This is a genomic window from Rhizobium sp. P1_E1, assembly GCF_056406015.1.
The window spans coordinates 13,817-37,673 of the sequence record NZ_JBFUAY010000051.1 but is presented as its reverse complement, the minus strand read 5'-3'; the positions used below and the strand labels follow the sequence as shown (position 1 = coordinate 37,673).

Genomic DNA, 23,857 nt, shown 5'->3' with positions numbered 1-23,857 from the left:
GTCGAGCAGCTCGCAGCACTCTCCGATACCGTCAAGCAGAAGATCGGCATGGGGGCGAACGAGCTCGTCGCCGCCGCCCGGGCCTATCTGGCAACCGCCGAGAACTCCAGCGCTGCCTCGGCCTTTGCGGCCGAAAACGAGCGGCTGAAGGGCGAGGTGACGCGCCTGCAGGAGCAGATGAGGGAGATGGCCTCCCGCTTCGAGGCGCTCGAAAACGAACGCCCAGGCAGCAACCAAGCCGGCAACAAGTCCCGCGGCCGCGCCGCCGCCTGAACCGGAGATCCCGCACATGTCGCTCCTGACCATCATTCAGAACGTCTGCGCGGAAATCGATCTCGATCCGCCGACGGCCGTGATGTCCTCGGCGGATCCGCAGATCATGCAGCTGCGCATCCTCTCCACCCGCGCCGGCCGCGACCTGATGCGCGAGCATGACTGGTCGACGCTGATGGCGCAGCGGCAATTTACAACGACGGGCGCAAATCCGGAGCCGGCCGAACCGCCCGGCGACTGGGACCGCTTCGTTGCCAATTCGAAGATCTGGAATGCCTCACGCCTCTGGTCGCTCAATGGCCCTGTTGAGCCGCAGAGCTGGCAGCGTAACACCGTCCTCAATTCAAACCCGGTTCCTCAGATCTGGCGCATGTTCGGCGGCAAGCTCGACATCCACCCCAACGCTCCAGGCGAGACGATGGAATATGCCTATATCTCCGGCTTCTGGGTGGCGGTGAATGGCGGCACGACCACTGCCGGCACCTGGGCGAACGATACGGATACGGCCCGTTTTCCCGAAGATCTTCTCGAGCTTTCGCTGATCTGGCGCTGGAAGCGGGCAAAGGGCCTCGATTATGGCGAGGAGATCGCCAGTTTCGAACGATCCAAGGAAGCTGCCATCGGCGCCGATCGCGCCGCAAGCCCCGTCGACCTCTCCCTGCCGGTGAGGGGGCAGGCGCCCGAGAACTATTGGCCCGGCACCATCACGGTTCCAAACCCATGACCCGCAGACCTGTCCCTCAAAATGGGCGTACCCGCCGCGTTTCGCCAAGCAAAGACTGGATCGCGCCGATCGGCGGCTGGCGAACCGATGTCGAGATGGCGGATATGCCCGCGGATGCGGCGTTCCAGCTCGACAATTTCTTTCCCGAGGCAAACCGCGTTCGCGCCCGCTATGGCTTCCTCGCCTTCGCCGCCGGTCTTGGCGCCGACGTGCAGACGGTCATTCCCTATTCGGGCGTCGGCAACAGGCTCTTTGCCGCCGCCGGAGACAAGATTTTCGACGTGACGGCCGGCGGCGCCGTCGGCGCGCCCGTCGTCTCGGGTTTGGCAAGCGCCCACTGGTCGGTGCAGCAATATACCAACCCGGCCGGCCAGGAGTTTCTGCGCCTCGTCAACGGCCTCGACACGCCGCTGCTCTTCAACGGCACCGCCTGGACGAACAATTTTCTGGTCGGCACGGCCACACTCGCCACCCAGAACGTTGCCGTCAGGAACACGCCCTATACGCTAAGCTTCTTCGGCACCGGCTCCGTCACCCTTTCCGGCGCCTTCACCGGCACGCTGAACGGCACGGGCGTCAACAACCGGGTGTCGCTCACCTTCACGCCCGCGGCCGGCACGCTTGTCGTCACCGTTTCGGGAACGGTCAGCAATGCGCAGCTTGAAAAGGGCGCGGTCGCCACTCCTTACGTCCCCTCGACGATGATCACGGGCATTCCTGATGCCTCGCTGCTGATCGCGGTGACGGCCTATCGCTCGCGCCTGTGGTTCATCGAGAAGAATTCGACCAATGTCTGGTATCTCGCCACCGACGCCGTCAGCGGCTTGGCGACGGTCCTGCCGGTCGGCGGCAACATGAAATATGGCGGCACGCTGATTGCGATCAACGTCTGGACCATCCCCGTTTCGACAGGCCTGCAGCAGTGCCTGGTGCTGATCTCCTCGGAAGGTGAGGTGATCGTCTTCCAGGGTTCCGATCCCTCGAATGCTTCCAATTGGGGGCTGATCGGCACCTTCAAGCTCGGCCGGCCGCTCGGCACGGATCGATGCCTCCTCTCCGTCGGCGCCGATCTCGCCATCATGACGACCGACGGCATCGTGCCGATCACCAAGGCCGTGCAGCTCGATCGCGGCGCCACCAGCCTCGGGGCGATCACCGCCAAGATCGGCCCGACCTGGCGCGAGACCGTGGCTGCAATCGGCACGACCTCTGAGGAGTGGCAGCTTTCGAGCTTCCCGGCGCGGCAGATGGCGATCGTCAACCTGCCGTCCTCCTTCGGCCCCTATCAATATGTGATGAACACCGAAACCGGGGCTTGGTGCCGCTTCGTCGGCATGCCGGCTTCCTGCTGGGCGACATGGCAGGACCGGCTGTTCTTCGGCGCGGGCGACGGCACCGTTTATGAGGCCGAGGTCGGCGCCAACGACAATGGCGTGGCGATCGATGCGCTGATGGTCGGCGCCTGGAGCCGCTATGGCGACGGGCTCTCGACCAAGCTCTCGAAGTTGATCGGGGTGACGGCGCAGATCGGGGTGTCGACGCTGATGTATGCCGGGATTTCCGTGGACTATCAGACCAAGATTCCGACAGCCCTTCTGTCCTCGGTCGAAAACAATGCGGCGGCGAAATGGGGAGCGGCGATCTGGGGTGTCGCGAAATTCCCCGGCATTTCGCTCGTCCGCAAATTCGCCTCCGCCGGTGGCGCGGGTTCGGCGCTCGCGCCGACGATCCGCGCGCTGATCTCGGGTTCATCAGGCTCCGTCTCCGAGGCGGCGGTGGTCGGCGGCTCCGTGCTTTACGAAAAGGGCGCGCCGATTTGATCGTCTCCGAACCGCGCGAGGATATCGCGGCCTGGGTCGGCAACAGGATCGGCGTCACCTTCCATCCACCTTACACCACGCTCGCCCATGTCGACCGCGGCCGGATCATCGCCGGCTTCGTCTTCAATATCTGGACCGCGCATGACGTCGAGGTTTCGCTTGCCGCCGACCGGCTGACGCTGACGCTGATGCGATCGGTCTTTCACTATGTCGTGCTTCAGCTCGGCTGCCGCCGCGCTACCGCAAGGACCCGCGCCGACAATGTCGAGGCCCAGACGGTTCTGGCGCGGCTCGGCGCCCGTCTGGAAGGCCGCCAGCAAGCCTATTTCGGCGACTGCGACGCGCTGCTTTACGCAATCATGAAAGAGGATTTTCCCTATGGTCTCCACGCCGAAGGCTCCGAAGGCGCCTGATCCGACACAGACCGCAGCGGCGCAGACGGCCACCAACGTCGACACCGCCATCGCCAATGCGGGCTTGAGCCACACCAACCAGTACACGCCGGATGGTTCGCTGGAATACAAGGTCAGCGGCTACCAGACGATGACCGACCAGAACGGCAAGACCTACCAACTGCCGACCTATTCGGCCTATCAGACCTATTCGCCGCAAAACCAGGCGATCTACAACCAGACACAGCAGACACAGCTCGGCCTTGCCAAGCTCGCCAACGACCAGACCGGCAAGATTTCGGGCATCCTCGGCACCAATGTCGATCTCAGCGCCGGCAATGTCGACAAATATGTCAACGATCACTGGCAGTCCGGCTTCAACAACCAGTGGGACCGCGATCAGGCAAGCCTCGATCAGAGCCTGGCCGACAAGGGCATTTCGATGGGCTCGGCCGCCTATAACAATGCGCTACGCGATTTTTCGACGCGCAAGCAGGCCGCCTCCGACCAGTATCTCGGCGACATGTATTCGAATGCCCAGAACTCGATCCTGACCGAGCGGAACCAGCCGCTGAACGAGATTTCGGCGCTGATGTCGGGCTCGCAGGTGAACCAACCGAACTATGTCAACACGCCGACGACGCAGCTTCCGACGGTCGACCAGGCCGGGCTCATCAACGAGAACTTCAATCAGCAGATGGCCGGTTACAACCAGCAGGTCGCGCAGTCAAATGCGGCGATGGGCGGCCTCTTCGGCCTCGGCGGCTCGCTGCTCGGCGGCTGGGCGAAGTCCGACCGGCGGCTGAAGGAAAATATCAAACGCGTCGGCACGCTGGAGAATGGCCTGCCGGTCTACGCCTTCCGCTACAAGGACGGCGGCCCGACCCAGATCGGCCTGATGTCCGACGATGTCCGCAAGATTCATCCGGACGCGGTGTTCGAACATGCAGACGGTTTCGACCGCGTCGATTACGAAAAGGCGGTGGGCTGATGGCGTTCATTTTCGGCGGCGACACCGGCAAGACGCAGGGCGACCTTAGCGACCAGCGCAAGCGGCTGGCTTACGCCATGCTGCAGCAGGGTATGGATTCGAGCCCGGTGCAATCGCCCTGGCAAGGGGCGGCACGGCTGGCGCAGGCGCTCATGGGCGGGCTGGAGATCAGGCAGCAGAATGAGGAGCAGCGGACGGGGACTGCCGAGACTCCCGCCGCGCCGACGGGCGCGCCTTCACCTCCGCCGGCGAAGGCTGCCGGCCTCCTGCCATCACTGTTCGGTGTATCGAAAGAGACGGCACCTGGCGCAACTGGCTCGTCGATCCCGAAAACGAAGCTACCAGGAAATGTCGGCCTCCCAAGAATTTCCTAGCCCCGGCAGGGGTCCCGGTTGATGTATGGGCGCGATGACGCCAGCGGAGCGTAAACTATGACAGAATTGACACCTGAGCAGATGCAAGCCATTGCCCGCGCGCGAGCCCGGGTGCAGCACAGGGAACCCCAAGATCAGCCGCCGCAACTACCTTCCGGGCGTCATCTAACGTATGAGGAGGGGTTGGCGGCTCTTGAAACTGGGGGGCTCTACGGCCAGGCCCTAACCGGCCTGGCTGGCGTCGTCGATGGCATACCTATTGCCGGCCCATATCTTCTCGGGGGAGTGAAAAAGGCAGCCGCTCATCTCCGTCCCCTCCTACACGGAGGGAGTTATGAGGATCAACTCCGGGTTGTGAACGCCCGCGATCAAGAGGCCAAGATTGCGCATCCTAATGTCAACACAGCAGGGGAGATAGTCGGTGCGGTTGGTGGAACTATTCCGGCCGTCGTGGCTGCACCCGAAGCATTCGGCGCTGCCGGGGGCAGCATGTTGGCGCGCTCGCTGGTCTCGGGCTTGACCGGCAGCGGTATTGGTGCCGCGGACGCTCACGTGAGGAGTGGCGGCGATCCCGAAAAAACTCGCCGGGGTGCAATTGAAGGGGGACTGCTTGGACTAGCTGGTCCCTTAGCAGGGGAAGTCATCGGAGCCGGTGTCAAAGCAAGTGCCCAGGGCGTAAAGGCTCTCACGCGCGCGCTCCTTGGAGACGAGGTGGCCTCAAAGCCGGCGCGGGATATGCTAGCAGACCTGACCACGGATGCTCGCAATTGGCTCGCGAAGAACGTTTCTGATGCGGATAAGCTTGCGGCGAGTCGTGACCGTTTCGACAAGCTCGGATCTGAGGCGATGCCAGCAGACGTCTCGCCAGAATGGCGCGGCGCCGCCAAGAGCGGTGCAGCCCGGGAACCCACGCGGAGCAAGGTCGTGGATCCTCTGAATGAGCGTGGCTCTATGGCAGGTGCCCGTCTCAGGTCGGACTTCGAGACAAACCTTGGGCCAGATCCTGTCCCGTCTGCTATCGACAGCGAATTGGACGCGGCTCGGGAACAGGTGGAAAACCTTCGCCCTGCGGCGGTTCGCGGGCAGCCGCCTTACGATTTCACATCGATCGCGAATGATCTGGATAACTCGATCCCGTACCTGCGCGATGATGCCCAGGGTAAGCTTGTTCGCGTCAGGAACATGCTCAATGACTTTGGGAAAGACACCGTCGCCTCCGATCCAGCGATAGCGTTCGCGACACGCGACGCAATCGACGGTATCTTGGCGAGCGAGAAAAATTCAAAAGTCATCAGCGTGCTCAAAAATGCCCGTGGGATGATCGATGACGCTCTTGCTCGAGCTGTCCCTGAGGTGAAGGCCATCGATGCGCAAGTTGACGAGTTGGGCCGCCAGAGGGCGGGGCTGGCCCAGGGGCAATCCGTTCTCGCCGATGGGCCGCGCGCCATGCACCCCACAGAGCTTCAGGAGAAACTGGTGGCGGGTGCCGAACCGCAGGGTACGCTGATAGGTCCTTCTGCGGAGTCGGCGCGCATGCGGCAGGGAACGCTTGGCGACATCTATCGTGCGGTTGGAACCGAAGCCAGTGATATGAACGCGCTACGCAAGATCGTTCGCGGCAAAGGCGACTGGAATCGCGAAAAACTGGGCATGATGTTCGGGCCAGAAAAAGCCGATGCGTCACTCAATACCATCGATCGCGAAGCCCTTTTTGCCGACACGGCAAATGGTGTAACCAGCGCAGCTGACACGGCAAGGCAGGCTGGGTTTGAGAAATATCTCGGCGAGGTATCCAAGGCTCCAGAAATCCCAACGGATAAGAGCTGGACCGACCTCGGCCTGACCACGGCTCGCCGTCTCGCGCGATCCCTCCTTGAGGGGAATGCAGGCGCCCACGCAGCTCGCGTTGCCGATGAAGTCGCTCCGTTGAGTGTGCTTCGCGGGGACCAGCGTGATGCGCTAATGGAGGCGCTTAGCCGCCTGGGACCCGAAAACATCATCGACCAGCAACGCATGGCGCTGATCAACGCGCTCGTCCAGGGTGGTGGGGGGAGAGCTGCCTATCCGCTCTTGCCAGGCGAGGAGCATAAATAATCTCCGCCACCCTCGAAGGCAAAGCAGATCGGCCCTGCCGTGAACGCGCCGGCGAGAAACATGGTCAACTCGATCGGAAACTGATCGACCACCCACCTGGCGGGGCCTGTCCTGAGCTGGGACCATGAGGCAAGCGTCACGACGGCAATGAGCATCGCGACGATCTTGATCGCTCTGTGTGGCGGTTGGTTCGGCTCGTGATCACGCTGCATGCCGCAACCGATACTATACGATTCGAGGCCTCGCAATTCGCGGGGCCCTTTTTCTTTGGAGAAGGTCAATGCCCAGAAATCCATCCACCGGCGTCTATTCCAAGCCCGCCGGAACGACACCTTCCGTCGGCCAGGTCATCGACCCCGTGCCGTGGAACGCGCTGACCACCGACCTCGGCAACGAAATCACCAACTCGCTGCCGCGTGATGGCTCGGCGCCGATGGTCGCGCCGATCAAGGCCGCAAGCGGAGCGGTTTCCGCACCCGGTGTCGGCTTCGCCTCGAACCCGCAGACCGGCCTCTATCTGAAAGGCGGCGGCCTGCTCGGGTTCACTCAGAACGGCGTAGACGCCAGTTTTGACCCTGCACTCGTCTATACCGAAAAGACCGACAACTACACCGCGCTGGCGAGCGATAAGGGCGCCTATTTCCGCTTCACCGCGGCGGGAAAGACGCTCACATTCGACGACAGCGCCGATCTCGGCAAAGACTGGCACGTCACCGTCCTGGCCGACGGCGTGAGCGTCAATGTCGCACCGAGCGGATCGGACACGATCAATGGCGCTCCGACCTTCACCGTTCCCGACGGCTATGCCGTCAAATTCGTGTGCTCGGGAACCGCCTTCTACTGCGAAGATCTGAATGCAAGGTTCGACTTTTTCCTTGATTGCGTCCCGGCATGGGTCAACAACACGACGATCTCGTTTTCAGCAGGAGTCGGCTTTTTCGGCGGTAAGCAGCACCTGCTACCCGCATACACAAAGCTGCTCAACGCCGCGTTCGCGGCAGGCAACGCGGCGGGCATGCTGGACACAGGGGCGGTGCAGGCCAGCAAGACCTATTTTCTTTTTGCCATCCGGAACACAACGACGGGAGAGAGCGACTACCTGGCCTCTCTCAATCTGACGCCCACCGCTCCGCCCGGATGGGAAAGGCTTTCCGGCAGTCGCGTTGGAATCGTCCTCACCAACAGCTCCGGTCAGGTCAACCAGTTCGTCCAGGACGGCAACTGTGTCTATATGGGCAATAACCTCGCATTCAGCTCCACCGGCACAAACACTCCCCCTACGCTCTTCACCCTGCCGGTTTGCCCCGTTGGTCTCTCTGTGGATGCGTACCTGGATCTGGAGGCCAGCGGCCAGCAAAACAGCGACCTCGTGGCCTACTGGGCGAACGCGTCCAGCAGCAACGCAATAATAGTCCGTCTGCGCTGCTGGGGTCCAAGTGGTGTCAACGCTAATGGCACCATGGCGTCTCCGGAATATGTGCGGACGAACACTGCTGCTCAGGTTTACCGCTACTTTGATAGGACTGGGACCGGCACCTGCCTAGGCTACATCCGTGGTTGGCGCGACTGGCAATGCAAGAGGCTTTGGGGATAACGACAGTCTACAGCGCGAGAGAATGAAAACTGTGATATTGTTGGAGTTTTCAGGTGCCGGCACCGGGCATGACCTTGGCGCCCGCGACGAAGCGAGGGTAGACCTTCAGAGATTCTTCCGTCCTGTCGCATTGAGCCAGTCTGGCAATGTTACAATCGTTACAGCCGATGCCAATAACAGCATAACGCTGAAGAATATGGCCGTATCGAGCCTTCACAGCCGTTTTCCAGTTCGCGGGATTTTCGCCCACTCTGCCTCGTCAGAAAATCCTGGCGGGGAAAAGTGGGCGCAGGTACCATATCGCGACGGAATGCTTCGACCTGCGGTCGGCTTTCTCCGACCAGGCCGCGCCGAGAAAAGGGGAAAGCCCAAGCTTCCAGCCTTTACCGTGTAGCCACTTCGCAAAGCCAGATTACCGTCTGGCCATTTGCAGTGGTCCGATCCTCGACGATGGAGAAGCCAGCTTTTATCAACTCGGAAGAAAATGCGCCCTTGGACAGCAYGGTTGTCCAGTTCAACTTGGCCATCTCGTCTGCGCTCATCCCAACTCGATTTGAGACATGGCTGACGACCAAATAGCTGCAGTGGTCCCGAAGATGGCGCAACACAGATTGTAGGTCGGAGATGTATTCAAGCACTCCTAGAAGAGCGATAACGTCATATCGATCCTCCAGCTTGTCCTTCCTCAGGTCAAATGGCGTTATTTCCTTCCTCTGAGGGTGTAGGTCAAACCCGCGGTAAGTGAAGCCGGCCTTTTTGGAGGCGACCAAAGGCCCTAATTTCCCGTCACCGCATCCAATGTCTGCTAAACTCAGCTGGGGCCTCCCACTTAGCGCCGCCGCTTTCGCTATCAGATCGGCGGAAATGTTCGCCCTGTCCATCCAGGAGTTGGCAGTTTGGCCGCCGCAGTTGAACTCATCGGCGCCCTCGGGGAGGGTAGCCGGTCTGCGAAAAGGTCGAATTAGCCTTTTGAACAAGTTCCAACTTTCTTGTGGATCAACTAAGGGCAATACGGTGGCCTGCTGCTATAAGTAAATCGTGACCAGCCATCTTCGCCGCTATCACGCAGGGGCAACTAAATCAATCTTAGTTCCACCGTGCCCCCGAACTCAAGGAAACATATCGACGTGCCCCCGTTAATGGGCCAGTTTGGAACTGGAGTTTTCCACTCATCAGCGCTCTGGCAAGGCGATATACCCGCTGTTTCCGCGAAGCTCACTTATACCACCAGGAAATTCAGCGGACCCAAGTAAGGTGGGGTTGACTTGCAATTGTGGATGGAGAACGGTCGGCCCACCATCGAACCGGGGCCATGCATGAATCTCATTGATCTGATTAACCGCAGTGATAAGCGCCTGACGTCCAAAGGAGACTGGCGTCAGATAAAGGCTCGATACGATGAGAATATCTGGCGTGCCGTCGAATTTGCAAACGAAGCGGCTTTCACGATAAGCGGCATCGATAAGGTCTATCGACTGGCGGCTCTTCCGGATGAAATCGGCTGGTTTGTGCGGCTCCGCAAGGTTGCCAAGGCCTCATTCTTCACAAGCGCCAAGGGCAAAATCAGCTTGGAGAAGCATGGGAGGAAGATGGCCGACAAAAGTTTCAGGTTCGATACATCGGCGGTGCCGGTTCCCATGCCATGGAACAAAAGAGATGGCTCCATTCCTGACGATGCTGAATTGCATTTGTCCTTCAAAGTGCCGAGAGGCTATGTCGCTGAGCTACTGGTCCACAAGGCTCTTGATCGTAACGAGCTTCTCAAGCTTGCTGTGGGCCGCGGCATCGAAATTGGTCCCGGCCCAAGACCTCAGGTTCACGAAAGCAGCAGCACGTCGGTGCGTTATCTGGAGGAAATGCCTATCGAAAAATGGGCGGAACTCTACGATCCAACCGGCAAATACGGAACAGCAACGGCGGATTTCTCAAAGTATGTCATCGGCACTGCCGACAATCTGCCGGCAGAAGATGGGTCACTCGATTTCATTTTCAGCAGCCACGTTTTTGAGCATCTCGCGAATCCACTTGGGCATCTGGCCAGATGGCGGGAGAAATTGGCGGCCGGCGGCGTAATACTGGCGATCATCCCTGAGATGCATTCGACAAAGGATTCGATAGGAAGGCCATCGACGATCGATGAGATCCGCGCCGAATTTGAAGCTGGAATTTGGAGGCCTAACGAAGGCCACTATGAACGATACTTCACTCTTCGCGGCATGAGGGAATCAGCGAAGGAAATGATGGAGAAGAACAGTTCCATCCATGCGCACTACTATGACAAAGACAATCTGAAGGTACTTCTCGATACGGCAGTGGAAGAGCATGGGTTTTCATCCTACCAAATCATCCATGAAGACAATCATAAGGACTTCTATTTCTCAATTCGGAAATAGATGACGTTCGACGAGTCTTATTCTCCCCACACCGCGACGGTGACGGCTACTCCGGCTTAGCGCTGGGTTGCCGCTTGGCCTTCTAAGCCGGCGCAAAACCTGCTTGGGCCATATCATGGAAAGGCCATATCATGGAAATGCGTTTTGGAAGGAGGCGGACTCAATGCCCCCTGAAGTACCCTTCGCTTTGCGCCTGCTTCACAAATAGGTCGATAGCTATCGCGCTTCCATATTGCGAATAGTGCACCTTGTCTCGCAGCATCGGCAATCCATCCCTGGTCTTGAGGCTGCAAACCGCGTCTTTGCAGAAGATGGAGTTGGCGTCGAAGAACGTCACGTTTGGATGCTTGGCGAGAACATCTTTCAGCACCAGGGACAATTCGTGCTGCTTATCGAGAACTTCGACCTCAGTCATCTGGCAATTCTTCGCCGGCTGTGTGAATGGCCGGGCAAAGCAATACTTGGGTTCATAGTCGATCTCAGGCTTGGGGCCAAAAAGGAAGACCTTGATTCCTTTCGATTCGAGAAATGAAATTCGCTTGTCGAGACCATCCCGGTAGCGCGGAGCCCATGCGGCATCGTTTGCGGCGATTTTCGTAAAGTAATCGATCAGGCGGCCAGCACTGTCAAATCGAGGCCATTTAGCTTCCAGGATCGCATATCGCAGGCTTGGCGTCTCGGAGATGATCTGGTCCTGCGTCTCGCACTGTGTCTTGATCTCCGGATCTCCGGCGGACGCGCTTGGATCGCATGAACCATATGACAAGATTATCTCATCCTTCGTCGCCGGATTGGCCACAAGTCCGGCTACCAGGGCATTCGCATAGCTGTCCCCGAGAAGGATCATCGTGGGGGAACCCTCACGCGTCTGTGTGCAGAAGTATCGGAAATTCGGCGGATATTTGGCTTTGCAGATGTCGTTGCTCGTGTATTTCCAGGTCGTGCCTTCCAACTGCTCGTGGATCTTCGCATCCATCGCGACGCCCTCACGTATCGGGGCGCCGTTGTAGAGATAGATCGAATAGCCGGCTATGCCGACCAAGCAGACGATATAGGTTAGCGTCATCGTAATGGCGCGGGACTTCCACTTGCGGCGAATATTCGTTTCGATGAGCAGATAGGTGCCCGTCGCCAGGGCGAATCCCGCGACAACAGCCGCTGCCCGAGTCTCTAGGCTCGGTGTTTCTCCTGCGATGATGCGAGCGAACGCCAACAGCGGCCAATGCCAGAGATATAAGGGAAAGCTGATGAGGCCGATCCATACCATCGGGCGATTGGCGAGTAGCTTCGCGTTGATCCAATTGCCGGAGGCGGAAAGGATGAGAAGGGCTGCTCCAACACTCGGAAAAAGCGCGCGCCAGCCCGGGAAAGTGCTTGCCGCCGAAAGACACGCGAGCGCCACACCGATCAGAATCGCGCCTGTTGTGGCCGTCAAACTAGAGGCACTCATCCGGTTTGCAATCACGCCGACAAAGGAGGGCCGTTTACTGCGCCCATCGATCAAGACCTGTGCGAGCGCTGCGCCGATGAGCAGCTCCCATATCCGGGTGAGGGGCGAATAGAAAGTTGCAACCGGGTGGGCGTGGACGCTCGCCACATTAGCGATGAACGACAGCGCGGCAAAAAGCAGGATGATCGGCAACTTCGGAAGACGAAATCTGAACACGGCCCAGAGGACCGCTGGCCAGACAATGTAGAATTGCTCTTCGATTCCGAGCGACCATAGATGAAGCAGCGGTTTCATTTCCGCCGCGCTGTCGAAATAACCGCTTTCCTGCCAAAGCACCAGGTTTGACACAAAGCCGGCGCCACCGGCGATGTGCTTGCCCAGTTCCTTGTATTCCTCGGGGAGAAGGGCGAACCATCCAAACGTCGCGGTCGCTGCAAGCACGATCGCCAAGGCAGGAAAAATGCGTCGAGCGCGCCGGCCGTAAAAATCGAGAAGGTTGAAACGACCGTGGTTCAGGTTCTCCAGCAGGATCGTCGAGATCAGGAAACCGGAAATCACGAAGAAAATGTCGACGCCAATGAAGCCGCCCGGCAGTACGGTCGGAAATGCATGGAAGATAACGACCGACAGGACTGCCACCGACCGCAGGCCGTCAATGTCTGGACGATATCCTATCCCGTGAACGCTGCGATCAATCGGTGACGCGCCAACCGGGCGGCCTGTCGATATGTTCATTTTGTCTGTTCCTCGCTAACCGCGGCTACCACGCAGAGGCGAGCAAATCAACGGTAGGGGCGTCTTTTGCTGGGGGCATCACGAATGCTGGCATCAGTATCGATTTCGCTCCGGCGTAAAAACCGAACCCCAATCGCCGCATAAGGTGACCTCAACAACGGATAAATCCACGCTCCGTCTCTACGTAGGAGCGGCGTGTCTTATCTCATCAATATCCCCGGAGTCCCCATGCTCGTCCACAACTGGCGCGCAGTGCTGAAACACGCCTGGAGCGTCCGCCTCATGGCGCTTGCCCTGCTCTTCATCATCGTTGAGCCCGTCTACACCTTCGTCGCCGCGACCTGGGTATCCCGCAACATCTACATCCAGCTCGCCATGTCGGTGATCACAGGCCTCTTGGCCGCTGCGGCGATTATCGCCCGCATCTTCGTCCAGCAGAAAATCTCAGGAGATCTGAATGGCAAACCGCCTGCAGAAGGGTAGTGCCGCCGCGGCTATGGCCGTGGCGCTCGTTGGATCGTTCGAGGGGCTGCGCCAGAATGCCTATCCCGATCCGGCCACGCAAGGAAAGCCCTGGACGATCTGTTATGGCAGCACCAATGGCGTGAAGCCTGGGGATCACAGGACGGTGGAGCAGTGCAAGGCGCTCCTGGCGCTGGATCTCAAGACCTATGCCGGGGGCGTTGAAAGCTGTGTGCGCGTGCCGCTGCMGGATGCCCGCTTCGTGGCGCTGACCTCCTTTGCCTATAATGTCGGCGTCAAGGCGGCTTGTGGGTCGAGCGCGGTCAAGCTCATCAACCAGGGCAGGACGGCCGAGGGCTGCGAGGCGCTTTTGAAGTGGAACCGCGCTGCCGGCATCGTCTTTCCCGGCCTGACGCGGCGCCGGCAGAAAGAACGCGCCTTCTGCCTCGAGGGCATCTGATGTTCTCCATCCTCGACACGCTCAAGATGGGCGCCGGCATCGCCGCCGGCCTTCTGCTCTATCATCTCTATGCCGTCTCGATCGGCTATCCCTCGGCGGTCCGCGAGGCGCGCGCCGGCTACGTTCTGCTGGCCGAGAAGGGCGCAGCCGAGGCCCAGGCCGCCGAGATGGAGCGCCAGCGCAACGCCGCCGCCCAGGCGACCGAAGAGCACCGCAAGCGCCTCGCCGCAGCAGAAGCCGCCGAGCAGGCCGCCAGAGACACCCTCGAAATCGAGATCCAATCCTATGAGCTTCAGCTTTCGGAAAAGAACCGCGCTTGCGCTGTCACTGCTGCTGATCGTCAGTGGCTGCTCCGCCACTGAGCGCCTGAACAGCGCGGCGGTGACGAAGGGGCAGGCGGCGGCCGGCATCGCGCTGCCACCCTTGCCCGATGATCTGCGCCGGCAGGAAGCGCATGCGCCTGTCGTCGAAGGCGAGCCTGTCATCGCGATCCTTGCCCGCGAACGACAGGCGCTGGAGCGCGCCAATGCCCGCCAGGGGCGCACCGTGCAATTCTATCATGACCTCACCAGCAGATATGGAACACGCCGATGATGAACGCCATTTCGCTTGCCGTGACGAATCCGATGGGTGGAGCTGACCTGGCACCCCCGCCATGGGTGCCGGATGCCGATCGCTACATGCCGGCTGCCACGGGCACCCGCTGGCCGGCGGGTTTCACGCAAACTTACGCGGCCGACCTGAACTATCAATGTTCGAAGCTGTTCTTCGGCTCACCTGATTACCAAACCAACGATTTCCTTATTCCCTTTGTGGGTTTCGGCTGCACAGAGGGCGGCCTTGCGCCGCAAGAGACGATCTTGCCGAATGCCGATATTGCCATCGATGAGGTGTTTTTCATCCATCCGAACGGCACCGAATACCTGGTGCTCTTCGGCGGTAACGCGGCCGCGACCGTCACGGCGTCGACCGGCATTGTCTACGGGCAGGTGACGCTGCCGAGCGCCCTGCCGGCCTGGTCTGTCTTCGGCATCCGAACGGTGTGGCACGGTACGATCGGGCAGACCTATATTGGCGGCTATCGCTGCCAGCGCCATCGGGGCGAAAAATATTGGGCCGCCACCGATCTGACGTCAATTCGGGCGCTGGCCCTGGCGAACGGGGCGAGCACGCCAGCCCGCGATACGTTCTATAACACGGTCGGCAATGAGAGCAACTCGCAGCCTCTTGCCTATGGCCCTGCAATGGTTCTGGCCAAGGGGTGGGACGGCCGGCCTGTTCCGATGGTCCTGTCCGATAGCCTCATCGAGCGCCAGGAGATTGCCGCCACAGCCGATGCCAGGCGCAACATGGGCATGTGGCTGCGCTGGCTTGATGTGCGAGATCCGGTATGGGGGAGTATCATACCCCTCGTCATGGGCGTCCCCGGCTCGAAGTCGGTGCAGGAACTGGCGACGTCGTCAACCAAGCGCTGGGCCATGATCGACGCGATCCGAGACACATACAACGGCGGCAAGCCTATCTGGACGTTCGTTCTCGACCAGTCCGGCCGCAACGATAACAGCGCCACGCCAAGCACATGGTCGAACGCCAAGCTCGGCTTGGTCGACCGCGTCAAGACGCGCTATGGGGCGGGCATCCATGTCGTCGGCGTTACCATAATTCCGACCATGACCGCTTCGTCGGACAGCGGCCGGACGGTCGCGGGCTATACCGTTCCCGCCTTATGGACAACCACGTTGGCGACGGTGAACAACACCATCAAGGCGAGTTCTCGTTACGCCAAGGTCATCGATCAGTTGCTTGCCTTCACGGCGGAGACTGATCCGACGAAGTCGCCGGCCGCTGAAATGTTTCCGCTTGGAAACGTCGTCGGGCATCCTGGAAATCAGGACGGCGCGACGACGTGGGACACGATCAAGCTGCCGGCTTCAGGGCCGGACGGCACCCGCATCATGTTCGAATATCAGCCGGGTCTATGGACGTCGAGAAACACCTATGGCCGCACCGACAATGGCGACGGGACGGCCGACTATAAGGTGCAGGAGATATTCGCTACCAACGTCCAGGACAATGCAGCGCTGCTGGCCCACGGCATGAACCTGGATACCACGTCTTATGTCCATCCGACGCTGCAAGGGATCTTGCGATTTGTCAGCCGCTTGCCGCAATCCGAAAAGTTGAAATTTTACCCCTAGTCGAGCGCGGAGAGAGATGACATCCAATGACGACATTCTCCGCGCTCTCGGGCGCGTCGAGGGAAGACTGACCGGCATCGAGGACAACGTCGCTCTTCTGCGCAAGGAGGTCAGCGACGAAAAGGCCAATGCACACGACAGCCGCGCCGTGATCCACAAGCGGCTCGACGAACAGGCCAGGCAGATCGCCCACCTGGACACCAGGGTGGCGATCAGCGGCGGCGCGGATGCGCAGATCCGCGAGGAAATCAAAACCCTCAAGGAGACTGTCGAGAAGAACCAGGAGGCGGTCGGGCCGGCGCTTGAAGAGTGGAAGCGGATGAAAACGATCGGCTACGGCATTTCAGGCCTGATCGCCTTCGCCGGCCTGACGATCGGCGGCATCATTGCTTATGCCAGCGATGGCGCGGTTGCGGCGCTTCGGCATTGGTTGAAGATCAATTGATCTGGTGGCGCCGATCACTGGGCGGCCGGTCTTGGGTTGTCGCGTGCGCAAACGCTTCTCGTGCTCTACAGATAGCCTATCTATTGCGATCCCGTTACGCGCCGCCCGCCGTGGCGCCCGGCAGACCAGCAAACCAAACTTCCAAATTTTAGACTCGCCAACGAACAAAACGGCGGCCTGCTGGTTTTCCTCTCAGGAGGAAACGGTCATGAAAACCATGAGCAATCGCCAAGTTCGCATTCCCGGCCCGCGAGAGCACGATGTTGCGGAACATTGCCGCAAGTTTGGGATTGGCCCGGCAGAGGAGAAGAAGCTGAAGAAACTTCTCGGCTCTCGGGCGCCGCTCCATGAAATCCAGGCCAATGCTCCGCCCCGGCAGCCAAGGTGGCGTTAGGTGGGGAAGGGGTCGCGGAAGACGTCGCACGTGATCACTACACGCCACATTACGGCAATGATTCAAAGATTGAGCGGAACAGAGCAGCGCCGTGAACGCTCGCGAAAGAGGTGCTTTTGCCGGGTTTTGACATGAGCGATCTTGTTTAAGACGTGGGCCGAATGTTCGGCTCGCTCCACTTGGACCCGCTGAAAGCCCCGCTCCGGCGGGGTTTTTCGTTGGCGTTGCGATGTGCCTGTCGGTTTTCGACCGGCGGGAGCTTATCGGTGTGACAGTCCAAACGTGCCCGGGCAGGTTGTCAATGATCGCTCGGCGGAATTTCCGGGATCGTGGCGTCGTATCTCAGCCGGGGAACTTCCGACAATATCAGGGGTTTTGCCGGCGGATCGCGCGGCAGGTCTCGTCTCCTGTACCACTGCACCCCTGCAGTTGCTGCGCGGTCCACTCATGCAAGCGCGATGATAGGGGCTTTGCTGCCGGCTGTCGCTAGCGGGCAAGGTCATTGCAGCGCCGCGCGTCTTTTAAGGCGCGCAAAGGACGCTGCAACACTTTGAATTGCTGCATAACTCGTTAAATCGATTCCGATTTAACGAGTTATGCAGCGGTCTTTCGTCACTTGGACGTTGGAAGTTCCCACCTTCGAAGACGCGGCGATCCGCGTCGACCGAAGCACCTGCGCTGGCCCAAGAAGGCACAGGTGCGGGCCAGGAAAGCGTATCAATGCTGCAGTTGCCGCGAGAGCATGAGGATGTAATCGTCGGCGATATCGGCAACCACCATGGCGGCTTCCGCGGCCGTGTACCCCCTGCCGATGGCGTCGCTGACGATTTTCATCACGGCCGGTTCAAGCGCTTCCCGGCAGTCGGACAGACTTTCGACATGCGGGCATTTTGGACGAAATTCCAAGACGTTGTTCATGGCATACCCTCCATTCGATCTAGCTCGGGCCCTCTGAAGGCAAGCCGGCCTCTCCAGGGAAAGGCGGGCCACGGTTCCGGCGAGCTGCTTCAGGAACCAGAAGTGTTGTCGTTGAAGCTACGATGGCATAGGGGCGGATGTATTCAAGCGCATGCTGATATTAAGGTAAGCCAGTAGGGTTAATTCGTCCGCTGATGTTGCATCGTGGCATCGCAAACAGATGCAAAGCCAGCTGCGGCTAATGCATGTCGCCCAAAACTGTGCGCGGTTTTGGGATAATGACATGCATCAAATAAAGGCCGTAGAGTTTAGCGCCTGCGAGGCTATTTTTTGCCCTAGACGCTGATACGGCGGCCGGCTTTATCAGCCTCTTTGCGATTGGCGCCGTGCTTCTCGATGATGTCCCTGGCATCCTCGTTGGAAATACGATGTTTCTTGGCGAAATAGATGACTTCGTAGGGCGCCTCAGTGACGGCCTCTTTGGCGGGTTGGATCTTTTTCGGCTTGTCATTGGACATGATTTTTCCTTCCATGGAAATGTTGAGATGGACGTGCCAACGCCGTCTCCGGACCGAGGATCGGAGAACCGGCGCTCTCAAGTCGGCATCAATCGAAGAATTGGCTTCGTGCCGTCTTATCGATGGGCTCGGGCCGTCATATGTTTTTCCCAGATCTGCGTCGCCTGCGTTGCGGTGCCGGTCTTGTGGAATCGCAGCAGGTGCAGTCCTTCCGCCCGTCGTTTTTCGTTAAAGGCGCTGTTTTCGTAGTCGGTGCCTTCGACAATGCTCTCGCTTTGAAGAACGGCCTTCAATTCCTGCACATAGTGCCCGGTGATGTTGAAAAGCGCTTCATTCTCAGGTGCGTCTGTCATCGTTTTCCCTATGGGTGGTCGCGTGGCATTCAACGCGGTGCCAGTTCGGCAGGCCACGTTGGTAGGATGCATCAAGCAATCCGCGCCCCTATGGGAAAGGCTGGTATCGGACAGCGTTTAGCTGGGGGTGTCTGTTTGGAGTTCCATATATCATGCAGCAGCGCCGCCTTTCGAATCAAGGATCAAGGCGCGGTCAGTCTGAACGCCCGCATGTTAAACCACTTGCCTTCCCGATACCATCTCAATCGAGATGCCGAAGAATATGGAGGGAGCAGGGCTGTCTTCACTTTCCGAATTTAAGGCAAACGATCCGGGTTCCCACCAGAACGGTTGCTTCTGCAGGAGAGACCAGGCGTGGATGCGTTCGTCATGCCGGGCCGGCGTATCGGTCAGCTCATCATAGGTGCCCTGAACAAGCACGCTCCTCCACGTTCGGTTTTCTCCGAACTCTTCAACCTGAACACAGGCGGGTGAATGGGCCCGCAATAGATCAATCTTCAGGCCCGGCATGGAAAATATGAAAAGCCGGTCTTTTTCATAGGCATACTGAATGGGAACGATATAGGGATATTTTTCGCCCAGGCATGCCAGATGGCCACGGGTGTGGCCTGCCAGAAAGGCGAGGCAGTCTTGTTCACCCATTTCTCGCAGTTGCATCGCATTATCCAATTCCGTCAGCGTTTCAGCCCTTCGTTTGATAGGCAGCCGAGCGTCTTGGCTCGCCGCAACAGTCTTGCAGCGCCTACCAGAACACATCGTTGAGAATGATATAGACGATAAAGGCCAGGCAGATGGCTGGTGTCGATTTCACCAGAAAGTCGATATACCTGAACCTGCCGATATGCTGGGCCAGGCGTTTCCACGAATGGATGTGTACCGTGGAAGACATCATGCCCTCCTTTGGTTGGGGCCGGATAACTCTGATTACCCCGGGAAGCAGCGCCCGTTCACAAGCTGCCACTACACCAAATATGGGCGCCAATCATCTGCGCTACAAGGCGTGGCGGATTGCCGTTCCGGCAAAGAGATCTCGCTGCTGTGCACGATCACAAGGGGTGGCGCGGAGGGGGCAGGATTGCGGGGCACGTCCATACAGGGTTGCGCTTCTACCTCAACCATCGTTTCGATCAGTTTCAGCCGATCGAGTTTCCGCCGTTGATCGTCGTAGAGCCTGCTGAGCAGCGCATAGGCCGATCCGGAGGGTCTGCCTTTGCGCAATAGTTTCCTGATCAGCATTTCCTGATCGGCAACGCGATGCGCCGCCTTCACGATATGGCGACGCGCCAGCTTCAGGTCTTTCGGGCGGTATCGTGTGGAAACCATATGCTTTGCTCCCCCTGTCTCATCCGGCAGTAGCCGGATGGTGGCCGTTTCAGTTCACCGGCCTTACGACTTCTCGCGATCAGCGAAAATCTGCAGCCGTGAGCGTGAAGTTGTTTCCGCGTCGATGCTGATAGACTCTCGATGCAGCCTCCTGAATGGAAGAACGCGCCGCATCAAAGGCGTTGAGAAATGCGGCTTCGGAAGAATTCTGGGTGATCGCGCTGCCGAGCGCTGCTTCTTCGACCAGAAACCTGACCTCGAACATGCCGTCATAGCCGGTGAAGCGGACACCTTTTCTCGCTTCGTCGAAGCTGCGGCTTCTGTTGGGAAAGATAAGTGCCATTGCGGTTATCCTTGGAAGTGGGCGGGAGCCGCTGTGCGGACCTCGGACCCGGCGATGATTGTCGATGCACGGCTGGCCGGAACGGGCAGCTTGATGCCAAATGGTTGGCAATCGGCCTGCCGCCATGCCCGACCGTCGGCAGGTCTTAATGGATCGTCTGCACGATGACCCGGTCATCAAGCAAAGCCTGCGATGTCTTGATCAAGCGCACCGTACCAGTGATGATCTCGTCGGAATAGACCGGGTCCGCACGCGAAATTTCGTCCGTCATATCGCGGAGGACTTTGTTTATCTCAAGCAGAGGCGGCACAAGGTCCAGTAATCCGTCGGCGGCCAGCCCGTGAGCCAGGCCTGCGATCACCTCTCTGAGGTGATCTATGAGCGCACGCCTTTCCGAAACCGCCAGTGCCGACGGCTTTGTGAGGGTCGCTTCACCGTTGAACTGCATGATGCGTATCCTCCTCTCTCTAAAATGGGTTCCGCCACGCCATTATCAATGGCTGCCGCCGAATGAGGTTGCGGTCAGATGGCAAAGAGCGCAAACTGAACTATCGGCGGGCACGATACGGGCACCGCTGCTTGGGGCGCGCCAGTAAACCCTGGCGCCAGCGAACCCTAGCCCCAACGAAGGAGGACGCAATGTCTTCCACATCAGATCAATTTTTCGATATCCACAATTTGAGAATGCTGGACCGTATCCTCCGAAAGGCCGGCTTTCGCGGCGGTGAAACCTACGCGACCGATGATGGCGAGATCAGCGCCACAAGTTTCCTCATTCATTGTTTCCAGATGGGGATCGTCGATGAGGCCGCGTTGAAATCGGCTCTGAAAATGTATCTCGCCACACAGTTGAGTTCAGGCCCGCTTCCGCAGGCAACGGAAGACGGCTCCTTTGCCAGATGGCAGGATGACGGCGGCGCCCCGGTGAAAGCCTATCGGATCGCGCGGTATACGGCGTTTGGTCGTGCGGACGCACCGCTGCGGCCGCCAGCTTACCGCTTTCCCAAAACCAGGCTGCCTGAACGACTGTCCGAGATCCCGTGAACAGGCCCTGCTGCGACGTCGCCGGCAACGCCCGATCGATCGTCACAATGACATGACGAACAAGGAAGAAGACATGTCTGGGATTCACGCCGATCAAAAGGACCGGGCCAGGAAACGCGAGATCATCGCCCCCGTGCGGAAAAGCGCGACATCAAGCTCGACCGCCGACGATCTGATAACGCAGGCGCGTCAAGCGCGCTCACCATCGGCGGAGCAGGGGATCGATAGCGCTGATAAGCAAGCCTATGGTCTGGCGCGTCCACACAAAGGTCCGTTCGACAACGCGACGGCCTTCAGCGCTTCCACCTACGACCATGATCTCCCGACGCGGCAGCAATTGGAGGCCGCGCAACGCAGCCAGTCCGACGCGATAAAGCGGCAGGAGGCAAACCGCCAAAAGGGCAAATCCCGCCTGCGCGCAAAGACAACGAAGCTGAAATCTCCCTGAGCAGGAATAGAGGGGCGGACGGCGCCCTATAGATTTCTTGCCGACTGAGCAGTGCTTGGCTCCAAAGCCTTTCCGCGCCGGTCTATCGAAAAGCCCGCCTCAGGCGGGCTTTTCCTGTTTGTGGCAAAAGCTCGGGCGAGCGTCAGGCCKCCCCAAACGGCACGGCGACGAAGGTTTTGTTGCCGTCGCGTTCGACGAGCAGCAGCACCGACTTGCGGCCGGCCTTGCCGGCATCGGCGATCGCGGTCTTGACGTCGCGGGTGTTGTGGACCGGTCTGTCGTTCACCGAGACGATGACATCGCCGGATTGAATTCCGGCGGCCGCGGCCGACTTGTCCGGGTTGACACTGGCGACCACCGCACCGTTGACAGAGCGCGGCAGGTTGAGCTGCTGGCGCACGTCGGGTGTCAGGTCGGCAAGGCCGATGCCGAGGCTCGGCTGGCCGCTGCTCTCGTCCTTGCCGGCGGGACTTTCGGCCGCGGCCTGTTTCTGGCCATCGTCATTGGTGCCGACGGTAACGTTGAGATCGATCGTCTTGCCGTCGCGCCAGACGCTGAGGGCTTCCTTGGCGCCCGGCGAAAGGTCGGCGACCAGGCGCGACAGGTCCTTCGGCGTCTTGACGGTCTCGCCGCCGACTGAGGTGACGATATCGCCCGGCTTCAGGCCGGCATGGGCGGCCGGCGTATCGGCGGTGACGGCGGCAACCAGCGAACCGCCTGTTTTATCTAGGCCGACGGCATCGGCGACATCCTTGGTGACCGGCTGGATCTGCACGCCGAGATAGCCGTGATCGATCGAGCCGTCCTTCTGCAGCTTGGCGACGATCGCCTTGGCCTCGTCGGAGGGAATGGCGAAACCGACGCCGACACTGCCGCCGTTCGGCGAATAGATGGCGGTGTTGATGCCGACGACATTGCCGCTGCGGTCGACGAGCGGGCCGCCGGAATTGCCATGGTTGATCGGCGCGTCGATCTGGATGAAATCGTCATAGGGCCCGCTGTGCAGGTCGCGGCCGCGCGCCGAGACGATGCCGGCGGTTACAGTGGTGCCGATGCCGAAGGGGTTGCCGATCGCCAGGATCTGGTCGCCGAGCTTCAGCCTGTCGGAATCGCCCCAGGCAATGGTTTGCAGCGGCTTCGCCGCCTCTATCTTCACCACGGCGACATCGGATTTCGGGTCGGTGCCGATCAGCTTGGCCGGCAGCTCCGTGCCGTCATCCAGCGTCACCTTGATGTCGACGGCATTGTCGATGACATGGTTGTTGGTGACGATCACCCCGTCGGGGCTGATGATGAAGCCGGAGCCGAGCGCCATTGCCTGCTGCGAAGGCCGGTTTTTCGGCGCCTGGCGCGGCAGCGGAATGCCCTGGTCCTCGAAGAACTGGCGGAACTGCTCGTCCATCGGCGACTCCTGCTGGTCGGCGCTGACATCGGTCGCCTTGACAGTCGTGGTGATGGTGACGACGGCAGGCTTGTCGGCATCGACGATGGACGCGAAGGAGCCGCTCGGTGCGAGAACGCCGCCGGCATCGGACGGCGCGGCAAAGGCGCTGGACGAATTGATCGTAAAGGGCAGGCATGCCGCGCCGGCGATGATGGCGGCCCCGACAAGCGCTGCGGTGCGATGTTTGCGTAAGATGTGTGACATGGTGGTGATCCCTTGGGCGGTGGTCCCTTGCGAGAGCGTTGGCTTTGGATGGCGTCGTGGTTCCATGTCCTGGGACCTGGCGTCGGATGGCTTTTGGCGGCAATTCCTCTGGGGAACGCACAGTCGTCGAGGGGCGGCGACCGGGGGAAGAGAAGAATTGGCGCCCGGGATTCATATGATCCCATCGAGCGGATTTACAAATTAAAGTTTGATCATGTTTATATTGCCAATTTGTAAGTTATGACCGGAATTTAATCTTCGCTGCCCATGCGTTCCGGCCGGCTGCCCCGCTGCAGAACTTCCGGCCCGGTTTTGCCTCGCTTCGCGTCCGCCGCGATGTTTTCATTCGAAAATAAATGGACTTATTCCCGAAGGCGGTGATCCGATCGCCGCAGGCGCCCGTAATTTGCCGACAGACGATCCTGCTGCTCTTTCTGGAAATTGTATTCCAGGATCCTGTTAC

Annotated in this window: 29 protein-coding genes and 1 pseudogene; 18 read left to right on the top strand and 12 right to left on the bottom strand. The window is 59.7% G+C overall.

Annotated features, from left to right (window positions below):
* From AC1D1Z_RS18505 to AC1D1Z_RS18470, 8 genes and pseudogenes are all read left to right on the top strand, one after another.
* Positions 1-273: pseudogene (locus tag AC1D1Z_RS18505) on the top strand (hypothetical protein); the annotation flags it as partial.
* Between the two features lie 16 nt (positions 274-289).
* Positions 290-997: a phage adaptor protein gene (locus tag AC1D1Z_RS18500; protein ID WP_018449507.1), complete on the top strand. Its 708-nt coding sequence runs from the start codon at positions 290-292 to the stop codon at positions 995-997.
* Positions 994-2,817: a hypothetical protein gene (locus AC1D1Z_RS18495; protein ID WP_477851514.1), complete on the top strand. Its 1,824-nt coding sequence runs from the start codon at positions 994-996 to the stop codon at positions 2,815-2,817. Before AC1D1Z_RS18500 ends, AC1D1Z_RS18495 begins: the two co-directional genes overlap by 4 nt.
* Positions 2,814-3,230, top strand: coding sequence for a GNAT family N-acetyltransferase (locus AC1D1Z_RS18490; protein ID WP_477851512.1), 417 nt, complete (start codon positions 2,814-2,816; stop codon positions 3,228-3,230). The genes AC1D1Z_RS18495 and AC1D1Z_RS18490 overlap by 4 nt, the downstream gene beginning before the upstream one ends.
* A complete protein-coding gene (locus tag AC1D1Z_RS18485; RefSeq protein ID WP_477851510.1) occupies positions 3,196-4,200 on the top strand; it encodes a tail fiber domain-containing protein in 1,005 nt (334 codons plus the stop codon). The genes AC1D1Z_RS18490 and AC1D1Z_RS18485 overlap by 35 nt, the downstream gene beginning before the upstream one ends.
* Positions 4,200-4,574: a hypothetical protein gene (locus AC1D1Z_RS18480; protein WP_477851508.1), complete on the top strand. Its 375-nt coding sequence runs from the start codon at positions 4,200-4,202 to the stop codon at positions 4,572-4,574. The genes AC1D1Z_RS18485 and AC1D1Z_RS18480 overlap by 1 nt, the downstream gene beginning before the upstream one ends.
* Positions 4,575-5,309: 735 nt before the next feature.
* A complete protein-coding gene (locus AC1D1Z_RS18475; RefSeq protein ID WP_477851506.1) occupies positions 5,310-6,668 on the top strand; it encodes a hypothetical protein in 1,359 nt (452 codons plus the stop codon).
* 280 nt (positions 6,669-6,948) lie between these two features.
* Positions 6,949-8,262 (top strand): hypothetical protein, encoded by a 1,314-nt coding sequence (locus AC1D1Z_RS18470; RefSeq protein ID WP_477851504.1) that lies wholly within the window; start codon positions 6,949-6,951, stop codon positions 8,260-8,262.
* Between the two features lie 49 nt (positions 8,263-8,311).
* Here the strand turns inward: AC1D1Z_RS18470 and AC1D1Z_RS18465 are convergent, their stop codons facing one another.
* Entirely contained in the window at positions 8,312-8,512 is a 201-nt protein-coding gene (locus tag AC1D1Z_RS18465) for a hypothetical protein (protein ID WP_130813374.1), read from the bottom strand.
* A gap of 133 nt (positions 8,513-8,645) precedes the next feature.
* On the bottom strand, positions 8,646-9,143 hold the full coding sequence (locus tag AC1D1Z_RS18460; RefSeq protein ID WP_477851520.1) for a methyltransferase domain-containing protein: 498 nt from the start codon (positions 9,141-9,143) through the stop codon (positions 8,646-8,648).
* A gap of 435 nt (positions 9,144-9,578) precedes the next feature.
* Between AC1D1Z_RS18460 and AC1D1Z_RS18455 the strand changes: the two genes are divergently transcribed.
* On the top strand, positions 9,579-10,655 hold the full coding sequence (locus tag AC1D1Z_RS18455) for a class I SAM-dependent methyltransferase (protein ID WP_477851502.1): 1,077 nt from the start codon (positions 9,579-9,581) through the stop codon (positions 10,653-10,655).
* Between the two features lie 160 nt (positions 10,656-10,815).
* Here the strand turns inward: AC1D1Z_RS18455 and AC1D1Z_RS18450 are convergent, their stop codons facing one another.
* Positions 10,816-12,840, bottom strand: a complete 2,025-nt coding sequence (locus AC1D1Z_RS18450; protein ID WP_477851500.1) for an acyltransferase family protein — start codon at positions 12,838-12,840, stop codon at positions 10,816-10,818.
* A gap of 228 nt (positions 12,841-13,068) precedes the next feature.
* On the opposite strand from AC1D1Z_RS18450, the gene AC1D1Z_RS18445 reads away from it, so the two are divergent.
* The 7 genes from AC1D1Z_RS18445 (at position 13,069) to AC1D1Z_RS18415 (ending at position 16,799) form a co-directional block, all read left to right on the top strand.
* The gene (locus tag AC1D1Z_RS18445) at positions 13,069-13,323 is read left to right on the top strand and encodes a DUF7940 domain-containing protein (protein WP_477851498.1); all 255 of its coding nucleotides are present in this window, start codon (positions 13,069-13,071) and stop codon (positions 13,321-13,323) included.
* Positions 13,298-13,762: a lysozyme gene (locus AC1D1Z_RS18440; RefSeq protein ID WP_477851496.1), complete on the top strand. Its 465-nt coding sequence runs from the start codon at positions 13,298-13,300 to the stop codon at positions 13,760-13,762. The genes AC1D1Z_RS18445 and AC1D1Z_RS18440 overlap by 26 nt, the downstream gene beginning before the upstream one ends.
* Positions 13,762-14,124, top strand: a complete 363-nt coding sequence (locus tag AC1D1Z_RS18435) for a hypothetical protein (protein ID WP_130813379.1) — start codon at positions 13,762-13,764, stop codon at positions 14,122-14,124. Before AC1D1Z_RS18440 ends, AC1D1Z_RS18435 begins: the two co-directional genes overlap by 1 nt.
* A 19-nt stretch (positions 14,125-14,143) precedes the next feature.
* A complete protein-coding gene (locus AC1D1Z_RS18430; RefSeq protein WP_130813380.1) occupies positions 14,144-14,356 on the top strand; it encodes a hypothetical protein in 213 nt (70 codons plus the stop codon).
* On the top strand, positions 14,353-15,960 hold the full coding sequence (locus tag AC1D1Z_RS18425) for a hypothetical protein (protein ID WP_477851493.1): 1,608 nt from the start codon (positions 14,353-14,355) through the stop codon (positions 15,958-15,960). Before AC1D1Z_RS18430 ends, AC1D1Z_RS18425 begins: the two co-directional genes overlap by 4 nt.
* Positions 15,961-15,976: 16 nt before the next feature.
* The gene (locus AC1D1Z_RS18420; RefSeq protein ID WP_130813382.1) at positions 15,977-16,405 is read left to right on the top strand and encodes a DUF1515 domain-containing protein; all 429 of its coding nucleotides are present in this window, start codon (positions 15,977-15,979) and stop codon (positions 16,403-16,405) included.
* 208 nt (positions 16,406-16,613) lie between these two features.
* A complete protein-coding gene (locus AC1D1Z_RS18415) occupies positions 16,614-16,799 on the top strand; it encodes a hypothetical protein (RefSeq protein ID WP_018241117.1) in 186 nt (61 codons plus the stop codon).
* A gap of 717 nt (positions 16,800-17,516) precedes the next feature.
* Here AC1D1Z_RS18415 and AC1D1Z_RS18410 read toward each other — a convergent pair.
* The 8 genes from AC1D1Z_RS18410 to AC1D1Z_RS18375 all read right to left on the bottom strand — a co-directional run bounded on the left by AC1D1Z_RS18410 (position 17,517) and on the right by AC1D1Z_RS18375 (position 20,702).
* Positions 17,517-17,717, bottom strand: coding sequence for a hypothetical protein (locus AC1D1Z_RS18410; protein WP_128403799.1), 201 nt, complete (start codon positions 17,715-17,717; stop codon positions 17,517-17,519).
* A 335-nt stretch (positions 17,718-18,052) separates the two neighbouring features.
* Positions 18,053-18,235 carry a DUF3606 domain-containing protein gene (locus AC1D1Z_RS18405; protein ID WP_105005330.1) on the bottom strand — a complete coding sequence of 61 codons (183 nt, stop codon included), beginning with the start codon at positions 18,233-18,235 and terminating at the stop codon, positions 18,053-18,055.
* A 116-nt stretch (positions 18,236-18,351) separates the two neighbouring features.
* Positions 18,352-18,588, bottom strand: coding sequence for a hypothetical protein (locus AC1D1Z_RS18400; protein ID WP_128403809.1), 237 nt, complete (start codon positions 18,586-18,588; stop codon positions 18,352-18,354).
* Between the two features lie 213 nt (positions 18,589-18,801).
* On the bottom strand, positions 18,802-19,245 hold the full coding sequence (locus AC1D1Z_RS18395; protein WP_168324289.1) for a pyridoxamine 5'-phosphate oxidase family protein: 444 nt from the start codon (positions 19,243-19,245) through the stop codon (positions 18,802-18,804).
* 85 nt (positions 19,246-19,330) lie between these two features.
* Positions 19,331-19,477, bottom strand: coding sequence for a hypothetical protein (locus tag AC1D1Z_RS18390; protein WP_164902131.1), 147 nt, complete (start codon positions 19,475-19,477; stop codon positions 19,331-19,333).
* Positions 19,478-19,548: 71 nt separating this feature from the next.
* Entirely contained in the window at positions 19,549-19,911 is a 363-nt protein-coding gene (locus AC1D1Z_RS18385; RefSeq protein WP_168324290.1) for a hypothetical protein, read from the bottom strand.
* Positions 19,912-19,990: 79 nt separating this feature from the next.
* On the bottom strand, positions 19,991-20,254 hold the full coding sequence (locus tag AC1D1Z_RS18380; protein WP_128403796.1) for a DUF1488 family protein: 264 nt from the start codon (positions 20,252-20,254) through the stop codon (positions 19,991-19,993).
* Between the two features lie 145 nt (positions 20,255-20,399).
* Positions 20,400-20,702, bottom strand: coding sequence for a hypothetical protein (locus AC1D1Z_RS18375; RefSeq protein WP_018449489.1), 303 nt, complete (start codon positions 20,700-20,702; stop codon positions 20,400-20,402).
* 191 nt (positions 20,703-20,893) lie between these two features.
* On the opposite strand from AC1D1Z_RS18375, the gene AC1D1Z_RS18370 reads away from it, so the two are divergent.
* Together AC1D1Z_RS18370 and AC1D1Z_RS18365 are read left to right on the top strand one after the other, a co-directional pair.
* Entirely contained in the window at positions 20,894-21,298 is a 405-nt protein-coding gene (locus tag AC1D1Z_RS18370; RefSeq protein WP_477851517.1) for a hypothetical protein, read from the top strand.
* A gap of 73 nt (positions 21,299-21,371) precedes the next feature.
* Entirely contained in the window at positions 21,372-21,746 is a 375-nt protein-coding gene (locus AC1D1Z_RS18365) for a hypothetical protein (RefSeq protein ID WP_168324389.1), read from the top strand.
* Positions 21,747-21,888: 142 nt separating this feature from the next.
* Here AC1D1Z_RS18365 and AC1D1Z_RS18360 read toward each other — a convergent pair whose 3' ends face one another.
* Complete coding sequence (locus AC1D1Z_RS18360; RefSeq protein ID WP_477851488.1) at positions 21,889-23,394, bottom strand: DegQ family serine endoprotease; 1,506 nt, start codon at positions 23,392-23,394, stop codon at positions 21,889-21,891.
* Positions 23,395-23,857: the final 463 nt, after the last annotated feature.